At 62.4% G+C, this 15,994-nt stretch carries 17 protein-coding genes and 1 tRNA gene; 4 read left to right on the forward strand and 14 right to left on the reverse strand.

Translation table 11 applies throughout. The features are described 5' to 3' along the window. Position 1: 1 nt before the first annotated feature. The 7 genes from BMI90_RS05420 to cysQ all read right to left on the reverse strand — a co-directional run bounded on the left by BMI90_RS05420 (position 2) and on the right by cysQ (position 7,640). Positions 2–1,699: a beta-1,6-N-acetylglucosaminyltransferase gene (locus tag BMI90_RS05420; protein WP_078526755.1), complete on the reverse strand. Its 1,698-nt coding sequence runs from the start codon at positions 1,697–1,699 to the stop codon at positions 2–4. 13 nt (positions 1,700–1,712) lie between these two features. Beyond that, entirely contained in the window at positions 1,713–2,723 is a 1,011-nt protein-coding gene (locus BMI90_RS05425) for a glycosyltransferase family 2 protein (RefSeq protein ID WP_078526757.1), read from the reverse strand. A 195-nt stretch (positions 2,724–2,918) separates the two neighbouring features. Further along, positions 2,919–3,941, reverse strand: a complete 1,023-nt coding sequence (locus tag BMI90_RS05430) for a glycosyltransferase family 2 protein (RefSeq protein ID WP_078526759.1) — start codon at positions 3,939–3,941, stop codon at positions 2,919–2,921. A 27-nt stretch (positions 3,942–3,968) separates the two neighbouring features. Further along, positions 3,969–4,955, reverse strand: a complete 987-nt coding sequence (gene galE / locus BMI90_RS05435) for a UDP-glucose 4-epimerase GalE (RefSeq protein ID WP_078526761.1) — start codon at positions 4,953–4,955, stop codon at positions 3,969–3,971. 3 nt (positions 4,956–4,958) lie between these two features. Continuing rightward, a complete protein-coding gene (gene galU, locus BMI90_RS05440; RefSeq protein WP_078526763.1) occupies positions 4,959–5,852 on the reverse strand; it encodes a UTP--glucose-1-phosphate uridylyltransferase GalU in 894 nt (297 codons plus the stop codon). A gap of 190 nt (positions 5,853–6,042) precedes the next feature. Next, on the reverse strand, positions 6,043–6,843 hold the full coding sequence (locus tag BMI90_RS05445) for a manno-octulosonate cytidylyltransferase (RefSeq protein ID WP_078526765.1): 801 nt from the start codon (positions 6,841–6,843) through the stop codon (positions 6,043–6,045). Beyond that, on the reverse strand, positions 6,843–7,640 hold the full coding sequence (gene cysQ, locus BMI90_RS05450; RefSeq protein WP_078526767.1) for a 3'(2'),5'-bisphosphate nucleotidase CysQ: 798 nt from the start codon (positions 7,638–7,640) through the stop codon (positions 6,843–6,845). The genes BMI90_RS05445 and cysQ overlap by 1 nt, the downstream gene beginning before the upstream one ends. A 128-nt stretch (positions 7,641–7,768) precedes the next feature. On the opposite strand from cysQ, the gene BMI90_RS05455 reads away from it, so the two are divergent. Both BMI90_RS05455 and BMI90_RS05460 read left to right on the forward strand, forming a co-directional pair. Next, positions 7,769–8,590: an ABC transporter permease gene (locus tag BMI90_RS05455; protein WP_078526769.1), complete on the forward strand. Its 822-nt coding sequence runs from the start codon at positions 7,769–7,771 to the stop codon at positions 8,588–8,590. 12 nt (positions 8,591–8,602) lie between these two features. Then, the gene (locus BMI90_RS05460; RefSeq protein WP_078526771.1) at positions 8,603–9,217 is read left to right on the forward strand and encodes an SH3 domain-containing protein; all 615 of its coding nucleotides are present in this window, start codon (positions 8,603–8,605) and stop codon (positions 9,215–9,217) included. Here BMI90_RS05460 and BMI90_RS05465 read toward each other — a convergent pair whose 3' ends face one another. Next, positions 9,218–10,246, reverse strand: coding sequence for a LacI family DNA-binding transcriptional regulator (locus BMI90_RS05465; protein WP_078526773.1), 1,029 nt, complete (start codon positions 10,244–10,246; stop codon positions 9,218–9,220). It abuts the gene before it with no gap. A gap of 260 nt (positions 10,247–10,506) precedes the next feature. Between BMI90_RS05465 and BMI90_RS05470 the strand changes: the two genes are divergently transcribed. Beyond that, a tRNA-Arg gene (locus BMI90_RS05470) sits at positions 10,507–10,583 on the forward strand. A gap of 58 nt (positions 10,584–10,641) precedes the next feature. Here the strand turns inward: BMI90_RS05470 and BMI90_RS05475 are convergent. The 4 genes from BMI90_RS05475 to BMI90_RS05490 form a co-directional block, all read right to left on the reverse strand. Then, the gene (locus tag BMI90_RS05475; protein WP_078526775.1) at positions 10,642–11,889 is read right to left on the reverse strand and encodes a saccharopine dehydrogenase family protein; all 1,248 of its coding nucleotides are present in this window, start codon (positions 11,887–11,889) and stop codon (positions 10,642–10,644) included. A 50-nt stretch (positions 11,890–11,939) separates the two neighbouring features. Further along, positions 11,940–13,034 carry a carboxynorspermidine decarboxylase gene (gene nspC / locus BMI90_RS05480; RefSeq protein ID WP_078526777.1) on the reverse strand — a complete coding sequence of 365 codons (1,095 nt, stop codon included), beginning with the start codon at positions 13,032–13,034 and terminating at the stop codon, positions 11,940–11,942. A gap of 63 nt (positions 13,035–13,097) precedes the next feature. Further along, complete coding sequence (locus BMI90_RS05485) at positions 13,098–13,802, reverse strand: hypothetical protein (RefSeq protein ID WP_078526779.1); 705 nt, start codon at positions 13,800–13,802, stop codon at positions 13,098–13,100. Further along, positions 13,774–14,055 carry a hypothetical protein gene (locus BMI90_RS05490; RefSeq protein ID WP_038075798.1) on the reverse strand — a complete coding sequence of 94 codons (282 nt, stop codon included), beginning with the start codon at positions 14,053–14,055 and terminating at the stop codon, positions 13,774–13,776. Before BMI90_RS05490 ends, BMI90_RS05485 begins: the two co-directional genes overlap by 29 nt. 169 nt (positions 14,056–14,224) lie before the next feature. On the opposite strand from BMI90_RS05490, the gene BMI90_RS05495 reads away from it, so the two are divergent. Next, positions 14,225–14,773: a hypothetical protein gene (locus BMI90_RS05495; protein WP_078526781.1), complete on the forward strand. Its 549-nt coding sequence runs from the start codon at positions 14,225–14,227 to the stop codon at positions 14,771–14,773. A 63-nt stretch (positions 14,774–14,836) separates the two neighbouring features. Here BMI90_RS05495 and BMI90_RS05500 read toward each other — a convergent pair whose 3' ends face one another. Together BMI90_RS05500 and BMI90_RS05505 are read right to left on the reverse strand one after the other, a co-directional pair. After that, positions 14,837–15,454: a LysE family transporter gene (locus BMI90_RS05500; protein ID WP_078526783.1), complete on the reverse strand. Its 618-nt coding sequence runs from the start codon at positions 15,452–15,454 to the stop codon at positions 14,837–14,839. Beyond that, positions 15,451–15,903, reverse strand: coding sequence for an Lrp/AsnC family transcriptional regulator (locus BMI90_RS05505; protein WP_078527252.1), 453 nt, complete (start codon positions 15,901–15,903; stop codon positions 15,451–15,453). The genes BMI90_RS05500 and BMI90_RS05505 overlap by 4 nt, the downstream gene beginning before the upstream one ends. Positions 15,904–15,994: the final 91 nt, after the last annotated feature.

Here is a 15,994-nt window from a genome sequence, read left to right on the forward strand (position 1 = left end):
GTCACTTCACCAGATAGGGGCGACCGCGCCGGTTCGCGTGGCGCCCTTCCCCGGCATTGAGCGGGAAATCCCCCATCACGAGCGGCTGCATGCCCTGGTTCTTGAGGTTTTGCAGGAATTGCGGGAAGCCCGTCAGCTCGACCATCTGCGGCGCCTCGGTCAGGCGGCGCGTGGCGCGGGGGCTGATCTCGTCGATGATGGTCTGCAAAGGCTCCATCGGGTTTTCGATGAACTCGGCCACGGTCCAGATCCGAACGCGCGCCTTCACATACATGGAGCGCAGGATCTCCAGATGTTCCAGCTCGCGCTTTTGCAGCCGTGCGGCCTCGCGGCGGATCGTGGCGAAATTCTCGTTCATCCGCGAGAGCGGCAAGGCCCAGGCGCCGGTGATCACCGAGATTTGCGCGTTCGGGTCGGTCGCGGTGAACCAGTTGTTGGCCTGATTGTCCCGCGGCGAGAACATGTAGCACTGTCGCTCCCCGCGGGAGTTCCAGATCAGGTTGGTCAGGAAGGCGCGCGGGTTGTAGTCGCGCAGTGCCGGGTCATCGGTCAGACAGCCGTTGAACATCGTGTCACCGCCCGCGAACTCGGCGCCTTCAGGGGCGAAGAGATGGCCATGCACCCGCGCGCCCACGTATTTCGCGAGCCAGCCATCGAAATTCTCGAAGAGATCCGAGAAGCCATGGAAGACCGAATAGGGTGCCGAGGTCTTGCCGTTCTCGTGGTCCTTCTTCGGAAAGCGGCTTTGCATGTAGAGGCCGGGGCGACCGCGTGTGCGCCGCTCGATCGATTTCGAGAAAAGACGGTCGATCTTGGCCGGGTTGGGTTCGGCCATCGCCGGGCTTTGGGCATTCTTCGTCAGGAATGTCTGATAGAGCCGGTCCGCACGCGGCCAGATCTTGCGCGCGATGAAGCAGTCCGAACGGCGCAGAAGCTGGAGGTGGTCGTCGTAGAAGATATGCGGCTTGCCCTGGAAATCGAACTTGGTCAGCGTGAGCGACCGGCTCTCGATCGAGGTGGCATAGAGCCTTGAAAGGGTCTGGAAATAGCTCTCGTCAGGGATCCAGACGCGCTTGAAATAACGGTCGTAGAGCGGTCGGTCCGGGTCTTGCAGGATCGCGGACAAGGTCTGGCGCGTCAGGCACCACCACTGACTTCCGAGATGCGGCACGAGCCCCGACGGGATGCGGCGCTTGAAGCCGACGCGGCGCTGAAACTCGACATAGCGGTCGAAGAGGCGGCGCTGCTTCTTCCACGAGAAGGGGAACCGCAGGGTGAAACGCTCGATGTCGATGCCGCCGACGGTCCAGCCGACTTCGGTCGTGGTCACGCTCTCGATGAAATCGGTATAGGGGCGCGCGTCGAGATAGTCGGTCAGTTCCTTCAGCGGCCGCAGCGGCAGGCACGAGCCGGAGGCGAGATAGACGTGGCGCACCTCGGCATGGCGTTCCAGCATCTGCTCGGCCGCGGCCTGGCTGGCGGCGACGAGCGACCAGGTGCCCCATTCGCATTTGTAGCGCCGAGAGAAGGAGACATTGTCGAGATCGGCCAGAGCCTTCTGGAAACCCTTGTAATCAGGGGCGCTGACACGGGCATCGACATGGATCACCACCGGCGCGCCACCCTCGGCCCAGAACCGCGCGACCTGAGCCGCACGGTCGAGCGCGGTGTGGCACATCATGATGAAACCGACGGTCACGGGTGAAATCCTCTCATGCCCAATTGCCCTTGGACATCAGTCCGAGGATCTCGAGCTGGCGCCAATTGATATATTTTTCCGACCATTTGCACCACAAATCGGGCTCTTTTGAGATGGTCCGGGCATAAGCGTGATATTCGCGCGACCCTGCATAATGCTGTTTGCGTTGCAGCTCTTCCTCGACCTTGGCGGTGAGCGGCGAGAGGAATTTCGCGTGCAGCAGGCAGCCCGAGGCCATCTCGCCGCCGATCGTGTCATAGACCTGATTGAGCCCGCGCGGCAAAAGCATGTGGGTCGAGGAGAGATAGACATGCCCTCGCTCCCATTTCACCAGTGGGATCTTGTTGAGCGACGGCGCGCGTTTGGGCTCTTCGGGGAAGAAGATCCGGGCCCGCGGCCCCCCCTGAATCCACAAGTTGCGGTATTCCGGGTTGGTCTTGATCATGTAATTGCCGCTATCGAACCAACAGGCCAGATCGAAGGGGTTCTGGCCCTCGCGATAGGGCTGCGCGTCGATCGGGCCTTTCGGATACATGTCCAGAAGCATCGCCGGGAAAGAGCGGATGCCATAGGTGTCGAGCCAATCCGTGAGCGCCTGGATGGGGCGAGTGTCGCAGAACGGGTAGACGAGGAACTCGTCGGGATCGAGCGTCAGCGTCCAGTGCCCGGTGCCGTATTTGCGCAGCAGCCAGTTCATCCAGTCCATGCCGAAATTCGCAGCCTTGTAGGAAGCCGACGTCGTCCAGACAGAGCAATCCTCCTGCTCGGCGAGATAGTCCGCCGATCCGTCATCGCTGCCATTATCGACGAAGAGGAAATGGCGCACCCCCATGTCCCGGTAGTAGCGCAGGAAATAGGGCAGGCGGATGCGTTCGTTGCGCGCGGTGACGAAAACGAGAACGTCATCGGGTCTGATCTGGGCTGTGCGATCGGACAGCGGGCTCAGTTCCCGCCGTTTCCGAATGGCGCGAAACTGTCTCAACCTGCGTTTTCGACGCAGCCTGACCAGATCTCTCAGTCCCACGTGTCGTCCCTTCCGCAAATGCGGCCTGTTATTGCTGAATATACTTAGCAGAAGGTTAACTGTCGCCTTGGCCAAAACGACAAGTTTTCCCCTTTGGATTCAATAGTCTCCTGTATCTTAGCCTCTTTGTGGGTGCCTGAGAAGAGACGGCATTACCTTTGCGTCACCTTTTGTTGAAAATGTGACGACAATCAATCAGACCCAGCCGCCGCGCGACATCAGGCCCTGTGCCTCGAGCTGGCGCCAGCTGCCAAGCGGCGCGGAGTAGGGCGTCCAGAGCTGCGGGTCGGCGATGAGCGCGTCGTAATAGGGGTCGAACTCCTCCGGACGGCCGAAATGCTCGCGCCGCGCTTTCTCTTCGGAAGATTTCTCGATCACAGTGTCGAGGAACTTGGTGTGCAGCAGGAGCCCCGAGATCGCCTCGCCGCCTCCATCGTCATAGGTCTTGTTGAGGTGGCGCGGCAGGAGCGCGTGGGTCGAGTTCAGATAGGCGAAGCGACGATTCCAGCGCACGAGGGGAATCTTCGACAGGGTCGGCGCCCGACGCGGTCGCTGCGCGAAGAAGCTGCGCGCGCGTGGCCCGCCCTGGATCCAGAGCGCCTGGCTGCGCTCCTGCCGGGTCATCGTGTAATTTCCCGCATCGAACCAGCTCAGGATCTGGCGCGGATCCTGACCCGCCTGATAGCTCTGCGCACCGATTCGCCCCTTCGGGTAGAGGTCGAGCATCATCGCCGGAAAGGCGGGGATGCCCGAGGCGTCGAGCCAGCCCGTGAGCGCGGGCAGCGGGCGCGTGTCATGGTAGGGGTAGATCAGCAACTCGTCGGCATCGACGGTGAGGCACCAGTGATCGTGACCGTGACGGATCATCAGCCAGGTGATCCAGTCGAGCCCGAAGCGCGAGGCGCGATAGCTCGCCGGCGTCGTCCAGAGAGAGACATCGCGCGCTTCGGCCAGAAGGCCCGTGGTGCCATCGGAGCTGCCATTGTCGACGATGAGGAAGTGATCGACGCCGAGATCGCGGTAATGACGCAGGAAATAGGGCAGGCGCAGGGCCTCGTTGCGCATCACCGCGAAGGCGAGGATATCGCCAGGGCGGATCGTGCGAGTCCGGTCGGAGAGGCGTTCGAGCTGATGGCGCTTGCGCAGGGCACGCCAGAGGAATTGCTTGCGCTTGAGGCGCAGCCTGTAGGCGTCCCATAGCTCCCGGCGCGATGCCATGCCCTCTCCCGATCCGCTCGGCGCGGATCAGTATTCATACTCTTTCGCCTGATGCCAACGCCATGCATCGCCGATCATCACGGAAAGATCGGAGCGTTGCTGTTGCCACCCCAGTTCCTCAAGCGCGCGTTTCGAGCCCGAGACGAGGCAGGCGGCATCGCCGGCGCGGCGCTCGCCCTCGACGATGGGCACATCGCGATTGGTTACCGTGCGCGAGGCGTCGATCACTTCGCGCACCGAAAACCCGTTGCCCGAGCCAAGACAGAAGACGCGCGAAGGCTTGCCGCTCTCCAGCCATTTCAGCCCCAGAACATGCGCATCGACCAGATCGGAGACATGGACGTAATCGCGGATGCAGGTGCCGTCGCGCGTGGGATAGTCCGAGCCGAACACCGTCAGTGCCGGGCGCTTGCCCGCGATCGCGTCGAGCATCAGCGGGATCAGGTGGGTTTCCGGCACATGCTGCTCGCCCAGCTCGGCGTCGGGATCGGCGCCGGCCACGTTGAAATAGCGGAAGATCACCGAGTTCAGCCCGTGGCTCGCGCCGAAATCGCGCAGCATATCCTCGATGGCGCGTTTCGAGCCGCCATAGGCGTTGATCGGGCGCTGCTCGGTGTCTTCGTCCAGCACCACCCCGTCCTGGTCACCATAGGTCGCGCAGGTCGAGGAGAAGACGAAATTCTTGCAGTCGGCTTCTACCGCCGCCTCGATCAAATTCAGCGCGCAATTGACGTTGGTGCGCCAGTATTTCGAGGGGTTCTGCATCGACTCGCCGACGAGGCTCAGCGCAGCGAAATGCATCACCGCGATGGGCTGATATTTCGCGAAGACCTCGTCGAGCCGCGCCCGGTCGGCGAGATCGCCTTCCTCAAGCGGACCGAACTTCACCGCCTCTTTCCAGCCGGTCGAGAAATTGTCGAAGCAGACCGGAACATAGCCTGCGCGGCTCAGAGCCTTGCAGGCGTGCGAGCCGATATAGCCCGCACCGCCCGTCACCAACACATGAGGTTTCATCGCTTACTCGGCGGCCGTCCGCATGTTCATGATGTCGCCCAGATAGTCGCCGAACTCGTCCTTGAGATCGGACCGCTGGAGACCGAAAGCCACGGTGGCCTGAAGGAAGCCCGCCTTGGAACCGCAGTCGAAACGCTGGCCCTTGAAGCGATAGCCGTAAACCGGATTGCCGTTGGCGATCTCCTGCGCGATCGCGTCGGTCAGCTGGATCTCGCCGCCCGCACCGGTTTCCTTCTTGTTGAGGTTCTTCATGATCTCCGGCGTCAGGATGTAGCGCCCGATCACGGCGAGGTTCGACGGCGCGACGTCGGGCTGCGGTTTCTCGACCATGCCCTTCACCTTCACCAGCGGCCCGTTCACCTCGGAAATATCGAGCACTCCGTAGGACGAGGTTTTCTCTGTGGGCACTTCCATCGCCGCGACGATGTTGCCGCCGGTTTCCTCGTAGGCTTCCATCATCTGCTGGAGGCAGGGCTTCTCGGCCGCGATCACGTCATCGGTCAGGATGACCGCGAAGGGCTCGTCATGCACGAGGCGGCGCGCGCACCAGACCGCGTGGCCAAGCCCGAGCGGCTTGTTCTGGCGCACATAGGCGATGGCGCCGGAATCCATGTTGGTTTTCTTGAGCTCTTCGAGAAGGTCTTTCTTGTCCTTCTTGCGCAGGGCGGTCTCGAGCTCGGGCGCATCATCGAAATAATCCTCCAGCGCCGACTTGCCGCGCGAGGTCACGAAGATGAATTCCTTGATGCCGGCCGCGCGCGCCTCGTCGATGGCGTATTGAATGAGCGGACGGTCCACCAGCGTCAGGATCTCTTTCGGGATCGATTTCGTGGCGGGGAGGAAGCGGGTTCCAAGGCCGGCAACCGGGAAGATCGCCTTCGTCACCTTGCGTTTCATTCATCACCTTTATCGTTACTGCGCCGAAGCGCGCTAATTGCCGCCATTGTGGCGAGTCTTGCGGCGCGTAACAAGGAACCTGCCGCACTGCCGCATCATCACGCGCTGTTTGTTGCGCATGTAAGGGGAAAATCGCCCCGATCGCTTCAGGTTCCCGCGAAATGGAAACTTTGCGTGATGCAGGTTCGCGTCAGGCCAGACCCATTTCGCGCATCATCGACTCGATGCGTGGCACGTCCGAAGGGTTGTTGAGTTCCCAGAACTGCCGCCCGCGCGCCTCGACCTCGGTGCACAGCACGGCACGACCGTTCTCGAGAAACCGCAGCTGCTCAAGCCCTTCGAGCGTTTCCAGCGGTCCGATCGGCCAGGTGGCGTAATCGGCGAGCGTGTCGGGACGGTAGGCATAGACGCCGACGTGATGGAAAACCGGGGTGGGATCGTGCGGCAGGTAGCTCTCGGCGGTGTAGGGGATCACTTCCTTGGAGAAATAGAGCCCGCGATTGCCCGCGCCAAAGACGGCGGTGGTGCCGCCGACTCGGCCGTGATGGCGATCCTCCCGCAGGCTGGCGAGCATCTCGCCCTCGCAGCGCAGCACCGGGGTGGCGAGTTCCGCCCAGTCATTCGCACGCAGCCCGGCGACCAGATCCTCGATGAACCAGGCAGGCGTCAGCGGCGCATCGCCTTGCAGGTTGACGACGATCTCGTAGCCACCGCCAAGCGTCTCCGCCGCCTCGGCGCAACGCTCGGTCCCGTTGCGGCAGGTCTCGGAGGTCATCACCACCTCGGCACCGAAGGCCTCGCAGGCCTCCCGGATGCGCGCGTCATCGGTTGCGACGACGACCCGATCGGCGCCCCGCACATCCTGCGCGGCCTCCCAGCTTCGCTGGATCAGGGTCTTTTTCACGCCCGTCGCACCGGTCAGTTCGACGAGCGGTTTGCCGGGATAGCGCGTCGAGGCGTAGCGTGCGGGGATGACGATGAGAACGGACATCATTTCACCAGAAGAACGCCGGGGGCGTAGGCGATGAAGAACGGGTTCTCGAAGCCGGACTTGCCATAGGTGAAGGGCGTGTGATCGTCGAAGCGGACCATCTCGCCACCTGCGCCGCGCAGCACCGCGTCACCGGCCGCCGTGTCCCATTCCATCGTGCGCCCGAGCCGCGGATAGAGATCGGCCTCGCCGGTCGCCACGAGGCAGAATTTCAGCGACGAGCCAGCCGAGCGCATATCCTTCACCGCGTATTTGCCGATGTAATCGTCGGTCGCCTGATCGCGGTGCGATTTCGATGCGACCACCATCAGCCCGCGATTGTCGGGCATCGAGACAGTGATCGGCTTGTGCGGACCCATCGCCTGTTTCGGAAAGTTCGGGCCTTCCTCCTCGACCGCGCGGCCATCGGCCAACGTATAGAAGAGCCGCCCCTTTGCGGGCGCATAGACCACGCCGCGCACCGGCTTGCCGTCTTCGACATAGGCGATGTTCACGGTGAAATCGCCGCGGCGCTGGACGAATTCCTTGGTGCCGTCGAGCGGATCGACGATGAGGAAGGTCGAGACGTCCTGATTATGGCTCGCCGCCTGCTCCTCGGTCACCAGCGCGACATCGGGGAAGGCCTCGCGCAGACCGGCCGAGATCAGCGCGTCCGCGGCCTCGTCGGCCTCGGTCACGGGCGAATTGTCGGATTTGGATTTCACTTCGAAGTCAGGGGAATTGTAGATCTCCATGATCCTGTCGCCCGCTTCGAGAGCAAGCCGGCGCATGACTTGCATCAGATGCTCGAAATCCATGATCACTCCGTTCCGCCAAATTCAGGCCTGATTGCTATGATTTATCTCCCCCCTTATGATGCGGCGACAAGGCTTGGGCAAGGTTTGCCCGATAGGCTGGCGGCGCGCCGCACCCGATTGGCAGGAAAATGTTCAAAGCAGATCGCAGCAATTCCACGCTTGGATCGACCTTCAGCCTGCTGGAGCTCATCTATCACGCCACCGTTCGCAAACTGCGCCAATCGCATGGCAATGCGCTGGTCGGCCTGTTGCTGAACATGGTGCAGACGATCCTGCTGATCCTGACCTTCTACATCATGTTCGGCGTGCTCGGCTTGCGCGGCAATTCGGTGCGCGGCGACTTCCTGCTTTACGTGATGAGCGGGATCTTCCTGTTCCTGACCCATACCAAGACCATCGGCGCGGTGTTCGGGGCAGAGGGGCCGACCTCGGCGATGATGAAACACGCGCCGATGACCACGGCGATCTCGATCTCGGCGGCGGCGCTGAGTACGCTCTACATCCAGATGCTCTCGATGATCACGGTGCTCTTCATCTACCATGCGGCGTTTCAGCCGATCGAGATCTACGACTGGGTCGGCGCGCTGGCGATGATGCTCCTGTCTTGGTTCGTCGGGCTTGCGATCGGGCTCGTTTTCCTTGCCGCGAAGCCCTGGGCGCCAGATGTGGTGGGCGTGATCCAGCAGATTTACAGCCGCGCGAACATGATCGCCTCGGGCAAGATGTTCCTCGCCAACAACCTGCCGCACAAGATGCTCGTGCTGTTCGACTGGAATCCGCTCTTCCACACGATCGACCAGGCACGCGGCTATACCTTCATCAATTACAACCCGCATTTCTCGAACTGGCACTATCCGCTCTATGTCGGTCTGGCGCTTTTGATGATCGGGCTGATGGGCGAGTTCTACACGCGGCAATATGCCTCGCTGAGCTGGAGCGCGCGGCGCTAGTAGGCTGACCCCATGAAACGTCTGGTCCTGATCCTCCCGCTCGTCCTCATGTCTCTGGCGGCACCCGCCTTGGCCGAGAGCTTTCCGCATTATGCCGATGTGAGCGGTGTCGCCGCCGATGACGTGCTCAACATCCGCGCCGAGCCCTTGGCTTCGGCCCCGATCATCGGGGTAATCCCGCCAGACACGACACTGATCGAGGTTACCGGCGCGTCGGAAGATGGAAAGTGGAGGCGCCTGAATGCGGGTGAGCGGTCGGGGTGGGTCTCGGCGCGCTATCTGAAATCAGAGCCGATGCCGCCCTGGTGGACCGAGCGCGTGCCGCTGTTCTGCTACGGCACCGAACCGTTCTGGAGCGTCAGCTACGAACCCGGCCTTCTGAGCCTCGAGATGCCGGGTGAGGAACCGCGCAGTCTCGGGATCGAGTGGAGCGGCGCGCCGCGGAGCGGGGCTTTCGAGACCATCGGCTGGAAGATCCGGGGCGGCGGGGCCGAGGGGTTCTCGGTTCTGCGCAATCGCGAATGCTCGGACGGGATGAGCGACAGGAAATATGCGATCGGGATCGATTTCTTCCTGCGCACACCCGAGGAAGACCTCGTATTCACTGGCTGCTGCGCCCTGAACTGATCAGGTCTTGCGGATTGTCTCGCCGGGTTCGAGTACCGGCTCGAGTTCGATCACCTCGCCGCCGATCATGCCGCTTTGCGACCGGCCCGCGATGATCTGCGCGGCCTTCCTGCCGATCTCGCCGCGACAGGCATCCATCGTGGCGAGCTGCACCGAGAGCCCCTCGAGAAGTTCAAGCCCGTTGAACCCCGCGAGGCCGACCTTGCCCGGAACGTCGATCCCGTTATCGCGACACCACAGCAGGCCACCGGCGCCGATCATGTCGTTCGAATAATAGAGGAAATCTAGGTCCGGCGTGCGTTTGAGCATCGCCTCGGTCATCTCGCGCCCCTTCGCCAGCGCCGAGCCGCCGGCATAGAACTCGGTATCGGCAAGTTCGATGCCCGCTTTCGCGAGCCCTTCCTTGAACCCTTCGAGCCGTTTGCGCGCCCGGTGATCCTCGGGCATCTTCGTGCCGAGAAATCCAATTCTGCGATAGCCAGCGGCGATGATCGCCTCGGCCATGTGCAGACCGGCACGGCGATGCGAGATGCCGACGACGGAATCCACACCCTCGCCATCGACATCCATAATCTCGACAACCGGAATACCGGCGTTTTCCAGCATCGCGCGGGCAGCCGGTGTGTGCTCGAGCCCGGCGATGATCACGCCCGAGGGCCGCCAGGAGAGCATCTCGTAGAGAACCTGCTCTTCCTTCTCGGGCGAATAGTTGGTCACACCCACCACCGGCTGGAGCCCGGTATCCTCAAGCTCGTCGGAGATCGCCGAGAGCACTTTCGGAAAGACGAGGTTCGACAGCGACGGAATGATCACCGCCACGAGGTTCACCCGCTGCGAGGCCAGTGCGCCGGCGATCTTGTTGGGCACATAGCCCAGCGTCTTGGCCGCATGCAGCACCTTCTCGCGCGTCGCATCGGAGACGTCGCCGCGATTGCGCAGTACGCGGCTGACCGTCATTTCCGAAACGCCCGAGGCTTCGGAAACGTCGCGCAGCGTCAGGGGGCGGCGGGAGTCATTGGGACGGGACACGGCGGAATTCCTCCAGTTTCATTCTTGTTAGCGCCAAACATTTCCCTTGCGCAAGCGGATGATGCACCATATGTTAGCGATAACGGCGACCGGGCCAGACTCCAAACAATCCGGCAGCCGGCCAAACTGGACCCGCGTGTAGACTCCGATCGTGGTGACAGATCTAAAAAGGGGATGCGGTGGGCCAATACGCATCCCCTTTTCATTTGCCGCGCTCCCGACTTGCACAGCCGCCGCTTTGGCGGCATCAAGAGGCGCGTGGTCCCGTGGCTCAACTGGATAGAGCAGCCCCCTCCTAAGGGGCAGGTTGCAGGTTCGAATCCTGCCGGGATCACCACTCTTTAAACGAAAAAGGCCCGCATCGCGCGGGCCTTTCGTATGTCTGGCGGTCCGGATCAGATCTCGGTCCAGGCCTTGTCCTCACCCTTGAGGCCGCCCACCAGCACGCGCGTCGGAAGGCCGATGCGGTCGAGCTGGGTGAAGAACGGTTTCGGATCGAGCTCTTCGACGTTCTTCATCGTCTTTGCGTCCCACTCCCCCTGCGCCACGAGGATCGCGGCTGCGACCGGCGGCACACCAGCGGTGTAGGAGATGCCTTGCGAGCCGACCTCTTCATAGGCTTCCTTGTGATCGGCGACGTTGTAGACGAAATACTCCACGTCCTTGCCGTCCTTGGTGCCTTTCACCAGATCGCCGATGCAGGTCTCGCCCGTGTAGTTCGGTGCGAGCGAGGCGGGATCGGGCAGCACGGCCTTCACCACTTTCAGCGGCACGACTTCCAGCCCTTCGGCGGTTTTCACCGGCTGCTCGGACAGCAGACCAAGATTTTTCAGCACGGTGAAGACGTTGATGTAGTGGTCGCCGAAGCCCATCCAGAAGCGCACATCGGCCTGCGGATAGTTGGTCGCCAGCGAATGCACCTCGTCATGGCCCGACTGATAGGCCTGCGACGGACCGACGACCGGCAGATCCCATTTGTGGCCCGAGGCGAACATCGACGTCTCTTTCCACTGCTGGTCTTCCCAGTAATAGACGGTGCCGGTGAATTCGCGGAAATTGATCTCGGGGTCGAAATTCGTCGCGAAATATTTGCCGTGCGAGCCCGCGTTGATGTCGACGATGTCGATGGATTTCACCTCGTCCATCTGGTCGATCGCGAAACGCGCGAAGGCATTCACCACGCCCGGATCGAAGCCCGCGCCGAGGATCGCGGTCACGCCCTTCTCGGTGCAAAGATCGCGCTTCTTCCATTCGTAATTGGCATACCACGGCGGGGTTTCGCAGATCTTGTCGGGCTCTTCGTGGATCGCAGTGTCGATATAGGCGGCGCCCGTCTCGATGCACGCGTCGAGCACATACATGTTCACGAAGGCGGACCCCACGTTGATCACGATCTGCGCGCCGGTCTTGCGGATCAGATCCGCCACGGCGGCCGTGTCGCGCGCGTTCACCTGATGCGCCTCGAACGTGCCCGCCACTTTCATCGCGCCCTTTTCACGCACGCTCTCGATGATCGCGTCGCATTTCGATTTGGTGCGCGAGGCGATGTGCAGATCGCCCAGGATGTCGTTGTTCTGCGCGCATTTATGCGCCACGACCTGGGCGACGCCGCCCGCTCCGATGATGAGCACGTTCTTTTTCACTTCGGCTGTCTCCTTTTCGACAGGACAGGGGAAGGGGGCGCGAAAGGCCCTCAGGACAATGAGGCGCGGTAGTCCTCATAGGTGAACTCGCGAATCCGGTCGATGCTACCATCTTCGCGACGTATGGCGATGGCGGGCATCGCCACGCCGTTGAACCAGTTCTTCTTGACCATCGTGTAACCGGCCGCATCCGCGATCGAGATCCGGTCGCCGATTTCCAGCGGTTTGTCGAATTTCGCGTCGCCGAAGATGTCGCCCGCAAGGCAGGTCTTGCCTGCGATCTGGTATTCGTGTTCGCCTTGCTGCGGCAGTTTCGCGGTCTCACGATAGATCAGCAGGTCGAGCATATGCGCTTCGATGCTACTATCGACGATGGCGATCTTCTTGCCGTTATCGAGGATATCCAGAACCGTCACCTCGAGCGAGGCGGTCTGCGTGATCGACGCTTCGCCGGGTTCGAGATAGACCTGAACGCCGAAATCGTCTGAGAATTTCTTCAGACGGTCGGCCAGCGCGTCGAGCGGGTAATCCGGCCCGGTGAAATGGATGCCGCCGCCGAGGCTGACCCAGTTCAGGCGCTTGAGGATATCGCCGAACTCGGCCTCGATCCGCGACAGCTGATGGTCGAAGAGCGCGAAATCGGAATTCTCGCAATTGTAGTGGATCATCACGCCCGAGATCCGGCCCATCGCCGCCTCCAGCCGCTCGGTGTCCCATTCGCCCAGCCGCGAGAAGGGACGCGCCGGGTCCGCCAGGTCGAAGCCCGACGTCGAGAAACGCGGGTTCAGACGCAGGCCGCGCTCGATATGCGCGGCCTTGTCGCCAAAGCGATCCAGCTGGCTCAGCGAATTGAAGATGATCTTGTCGGCGTAGCCGATAGCCTCGTCGATCTCGTCATCGGACCAGGCGACCGAATAGGCATGGGTTTCCTTGCCGAATTTCTCGCGTCCCAGATGCAGTTCGAAGAGCGAGCTCGACGTGGTGCCGTCCATGTAAGGCTTCATGATGTCGAAGGCCGACCAGGTCGCGAAACATTTCAGCGCCAGCAGGGCTTTCGCGCCGGAACGCTCGCGCAGGCGCTCGATCTTGCGCATGTTCTCGCGCAGTCGGGCCTCGTCGATCAGGTAGAAGGGCGTGTCGGACATAGGCTCCCCCGCAGGTCAACAGACCCTGCGATATAGGGCGCATGTAACGGCCACGCAACCGGATCAGTCGACGCGGATCGCGTCCTTGGACACGCTAAGCGCATAGCCCTTGCGGGAAATGTTGCGCACGAGAAGCTCGCTGACGAGCTGATTGCCGAGGCTGTCGCGCAGACGTTTGATCCGGGTCGCGCCCGCTGCCTCGTCGCAATCGGCCTCGTTACGGCCCGAGATCATCGCCTCGATCTGTGCGCCGGTGAGGATATCGTCATCCATCCGGGCTTCGGCCAGCACCGAGAGCGTCTCGATCGCCGCCGGGGTCAGGGTGAAGCCCATGTCGTTGAGCATCACCGCGTTTTCGCTGCGCAGGATGCGCAGGCTTTGCACCTCGATTCCGGCGCGGCGGATCTCGATCATCCGGCGGTTCAGTCCGATCAGCAGAAGCAGGAAGATGATCGCCGCCAGCAAAAGCGCGGCGGCGAAGATCAGCAGGATGAAGATGATCACCCGATAATTCGCCAGCACGTCAGAGAAGGCCGTGCCCGATTGTGCCAGGACCTCCAGCAGCTTGATCTCGGCCTGCGAGGTCAGGTTGTCGTTTTGCACGAAGATCTGCTCGACCCGGGCGTTGAACGCGTCCGCATCGGGGAGCTTGGCAAAGAGGAACCCCGCCGTGATCGCGAGGATCGCGACCACCGCCACGACCCCGGCCACGACCGCGCGCGAGCCCAGCCGCAGGCTGTCAGTAACGGAGGAAGTATTTTCCGGCACTGGCTTTCCTTTTCTCCAACCCTTCGGGCCCGAATGTGGAGAGGACCGTCAGCAAGGTCCAGCCCGCAGCCTCGAGCCTCGGCGCCAATTCGCGCGCCGCGGCCTTTTTCGAACAGGCCGAATCCGAGACCTGCGCGACACCGTATTGCAGCTGCAACGGGTTGTCGCGCTTGGCCTTGTAATCGGCATAGCACTGGGCCTGAGCGGCCGAGGCCGAGGCGAGAAACGCCAAAATGAGAAATGCGTGTTTCATGCCGTTCACGCTGCGCTCAAAGCCGCTGTTATTCAATAGCCGAAGGGGGTTGCGGGCGCTGTTATCGGATATCAAGCCCCCGTTATTGCCTGACTCCACCGCTTCGCCGCACGGTCGTTCCATCGACTTTATCGCGGCCCTGGGGGCTGCCCGACCGGAGGACCGAAGGATGAGTTTCAAGACAAAGGCGACCGCGCTTTTCACCGCCACCACCGTCGCACTGGGCACGATGGCTGCAAGCACCACGCCTGCCGCAGCGTTGGGTGACAAGGATCGCGACACGCTTGCCGTATTGCTCGGGATCGGGGCCGCGGCGCTGATCATCGACTCGATGAATGACGACAAGAAAAAGCGGAAGACGGTTCCCCCGTCGGTCTACCTGCCGCGCGAGACCTGGAAACAACGCGAAAGCCGTCTGGAACGCGAGCGGATCGAGCGTGAGCGCCGCGAGGCCGAGGCCCGTCGCGAGCGGGAGCGGGAACGTGAGCGCGACCGCTATGGCCGCGACCGCATTCATCTTCCCTCCTCCTGTGTGCAGAAGGTGAAGACGCGCAATGGCTGGGGTGAGGTCGTCTCGGCTGATTGCCTCGATCGCTACACGCGCACCCGTCTGCCGCGCAACTGCGCTTTCACCATCAAGACCGGTCGCCACGACAGCGAGACCGTCTATGGGCGCAACTGTCTCGAGGATCAAGGCATCCGCCTGTCGCGGCGCTGAAGATAAGGCAGACGTCATCAAGAACGTCGAGCAGCGGGCGGGGACCATCGGTCTCCGCCCTTTTCACATCGCGAGCGACCCGATCGCCCAGAGACCGAAGCCGATCAGCACGAGACCCGAAATCTGCGCGACGCGATGGGCGAAGCCCTCGGGCAGGCGGCGATGGGCCAGCGCGACGCCCCCGCTCAGCGTGGCCCACCACAGGAGCGAACCGCTGAACACGCCCGCCACCACCGGAAGCGCCCCGCGCGCGCCCTCGGCCTGTGCCAGCCCCAGCCCGGCAAAGATCGCGGCAAAGGACAGAATCGTCATCGGGTTGGCGATGGTCAGGGCGAAGGTGGCGGCGATCGTCCCCATCAGATCGCGCGCGCCAACCCGCGCCGCCTGCCGGGCCGGGGCGCTGCGAAAGCTCCGCCATCCCAGCCATAGAAGAAACAGCCCGCCCCCGAGTTTCAACGGCATGTCGATCCGCGCAAGCCCGGCAGAAAAAGCGGCGAATCCCGCGGCCGCCAGAAGGGCATAGGTCGCATCCGCCAGCGCGGTGCCCAGCCCCCCGGCGAGGCCCGCCCAGAAACCGCGTTCCAGCGTGCGCGAAATGCACAGCGCCCCGATCGGGCCCAGCGGTGCCGCGATCGCAACGCCCAGCACGAGGCTTTTCGCGAAAAGTTCAATCCCGGTCATAAGTCACCCCGCGGGCCGAAGCCCGGATCGACTGGTGAAGACAGCGCGATCATCGTTTCGCTGCGGGCGAGGAATCTGCGCTCCTTGAGGGTGGAGAGAAACGCCTCGATGCCCGCGAGAGAGGGCGAATGGATCTTGAGCAGGTAGGACCACGGCCCGGTCACATGGTGGCATTCCGAGATTTCGGGGCGAGTCTGCGCAAAGCTGCGAAAGGCCGCTTCGTCACTGTCTGGCGCAAGGGCGACCCAGATGAAGGCGGTGACCGGCAGGCCGAGCGCTTCGGGATCGGCCTCGACGGTAAATCGCCGGATCGCGCCCGAGGCGGTGAGACGGCGGATTCGCTCATTCACGGCCGAGGGCGAAAGGTTCACCCCCGCGCCGATATCGGCAAGCGACCGGCGGCAGTCTTCGGCGAGAAGGGTGATGATTTTGTGGTCGATTCTATCCATGACCGAAATATCGGCGGCGAAACGCGCATTGGCAATAAATTTTGCTATCAATTCCGCTTCAAAGGGAAAGTTTGCGGAATTTTGCGGTTTG

The sequence above is a fragment of the Thioclava sp. L04-15 genome (assembly GCF_002020275.1).
In the GTDB taxonomy this organism is placed as follows: domain Bacteria; phylum Pseudomonadota; class Alphaproteobacteria; order Rhodobacterales; family Rhodobacteraceae; genus Thioclava; species Thioclava marina.

Coding starts and splice junctions, on each gene's coding strand:
- BMI90_RS05430 (WP_078526759.1), bottom strand. CDS start 3,941: ATGGCATCGCGCCGGGAGCTATGGGACGCCTACAGGCTGCGCCTCAAG.
- galE (WP_078526761.1), bottom strand. CDS start 4,955: ATGAAACCTCATGTGTTGGTGACGGGCGGTGCGGGCTATATCGGCTCG.
- galU (WP_078526763.1), bottom strand. CDS start 5,852: ATGAAACGCAAGGTGACGAAGGCGATCTTCCCGGTTGCCGGCCTTGGA.
- BMI90_RS05445 (WP_078526765.1), bottom strand. CDS start 6,843: ATGTCCGTTCTCATCGTCATCCCCGCACGCTACGCCTCGACGCGCTAT.
- cysQ (WP_078526767.1), bottom strand. CDS start 7,640: ATGGATTTCGAGCATCTGATGCAAGTCATGCGCCGGCTTGCTCTCGAA.
- BMI90_RS05455 (WP_078526769.1), top strand. CDS start 7,769: ATGTTCAAAGCAGATCGCAGCAATTCCACGCTTGGATCGACCTTCAGC.
- BMI90_RS05460 (WP_078526771.1), top strand. CDS start 8,603: ATGAAACGTCTGGTCCTGATCCTCCCGCTCGTCCTCATGTCTCTGGCG.
- nspC (WP_078526777.1), bottom strand. CDS start 13,034: ATGTCCGACACGCCCTTCTACCTGATCGACGAGGCCCGACTGCGCGAG.
- BMI90_RS05490 (WP_038075798.1), bottom strand. CDS start 14,055: ATGAAACACGCATTTCTCATTTTGGCGTTTCTCGCCTCGGCCTCGGCC.
- BMI90_RS05495 (WP_078526781.1), top strand. CDS start 14,225: ATGAGTTTCAAGACAAAGGCGACCGCGCTTTTCACCGCCACCACCGTC.
- BMI90_RS05500 (WP_078526783.1), bottom strand. CDS start 15,454: ATGACCGGGATTGAACTTTTCGCGAAAAGCCTCGTGCTGGGCGTTGCG.
- BMI90_RS05505 (WP_078527252.1), bottom strand. CDS start 15,903: ATGGATAGAATCGACCACAAAATCATCACCCTTCTCGCCGAAGACTGC.